We start from the raw sequence: 236 nt of genomic DNA, 5'->3' as shown, positions 1-236 counted from the left end.
CCAGTGGATGCCCGACGTGGTGTCGGCGGAATCGGATGCGTTCAGCGCCGACACCGCGGCGGCGTTGCGCGCGATGGGCCACACCGTCGATCTGCCGGGCGATCGCGCCGCGGGCGGGCGCGGCTCCAGCCATGTCTGGGGCAACCTGCAGACGATCGAGTGGAACCGCGCGGCCGGCACGCTGACCGGTGGCAGCGATCCGCGCAACCCGACCGGCGCGGCGAAGGTGGACCTGC

The 236-nt window shown here is 73.7% G+C and carries 1 protein-coding gene; it reads left to right on the top strand.

The genetic code is table 11. The features are described from left to right. Positions 1-236 (top strand): hypothetical protein (locus SB719_RS22570; RefSeq protein ID WP_412160095.1); only part of this gene is annotated, 236 nt, incomplete at both ends.

Source organism: Pantoea sp. SIMBA_079 (assembly GCF_046940275.1).
Lineage (GTDB): Bacteria > Pseudomonadota > Gammaproteobacteria > Enterobacterales > Enterobacteriaceae > Pantoea > Pantoea borealis.
Note: the sequence above shows the minus strand (reverse complement) of the source record. Positions and strands in the feature narration are given on the sequence as shown.